Annotated in this window: 1 protein-coding gene and 1 pseudogene; both read left to right on the top strand. The window is 70.7% G+C overall.

Annotated features, from left to right (window positions below):
• A pseudogene (locus AC2VOP_RS04110) lies at nt 1-584 on the top strand (mammalian cell entry protein); the annotation flags it as partial.
• An 87-nt stretch (nt 585-671) separates the two neighbouring features.
• A partial coding sequence (locus tag AC2VOP_RS04115; RefSeq protein WP_486959789.1) for an MCE family protein occupies nt 672-1149 on the top strand: 478 nt, incomplete at its 3' end.

Here is a 1149-nt window from a genome sequence, read left to right on the forward strand (position 1 = left end):
ACGCCGGGCTGCCGGCGTTTCGCTACCCCGACCCGAACGGCACCCGCCGGTCCAACGGCGCGCCGCCGCCGGCGCCGCCGCTGGCCGAGGGCACCCCAGAGCATCCCGGGCCGGCGGTGGCGCCGGGTTCGCCGTGCTCGTACGCCCCGGCCGCCGGCGTGTTCGGCACCCCGCAAAACCCGCTGCCCTGCGCGGGCCTCGATCAGAACCTGGGCCCGTTCGGACCCAACGGGCCATACCCGGCCAGCCTCCCGGATGTGTTGACGTCGCCGCCGAACCCCAACGGCCCGCCGGCCACACCGGGACTGCCGGTGGCCGGTCGACCCGCCCAGACCCCGCCCGATGTGGCGGGCACCCCGGTACCGCTGCCGACCGACGCGCCGCCGGGGGCACGCACCGAGCCGCTGGGCCCGGTGGCCGGCCCGACACCCGCAAACCCCGGGGCAGCTGCGCCGCCGCCGCCGGCGGCGCCGTATCCACCGGCACCTCCGGGACCCGGCCCGCAACTGCCGGTCCCGTTCATCCCACCCGGCCAAGGCGGAAACAGCCAACCCGGCGGCGGAGGAGGAAGCCTTGGCAGCTAAAGAAAGCAGCCACACGTGAGCACCATCTTCGACATCCGCAACCTGCGGCTGCCGAAGCTGCCCGGCAGGACATGGCTGATCGGATCAATGGTGGCGGCTTTGGCGTTCGCGCTGGCCGCCGGCATGGTTGCCGCGGCAGCACAGCTGTATAAAAAGCTGACCACCACCACCGTCGTCGCGTACTTCCCGGAGGCTCCCGGGCTGTATCCGGGCGACAAGGTGCAGATCATGGGCGTACGGGTAGGAGCTATCGACAAGATCGAACCAGCCGGCGACACAATGCGAATCACGTTGCACTACAGCAACAAATACCAGGTGCCCGCCCAGGCCACCGCATCGGTGCTCAACCCCAGCCTGGTCGCCTCGCGCACCATCCAGCTGTCACCGCCCTACACCGGCGGGCCGGTGCTGGCCGACAACGCGGTGATCCCGATCGAACACACCCAAGTACCCGTCGAATGGGATCAACTGCGCGAGTCCATCAACGCGATCCTCAAGCAGCTGGGCCCGACACCGCAACAGCCGAAGGGACCGTTCGGCGACCTCATCGAATCGGCAGCCGACA

It is taken from the genome of Mycobacterium sp. TH-M106 (genome assembly GCF_057473765.1).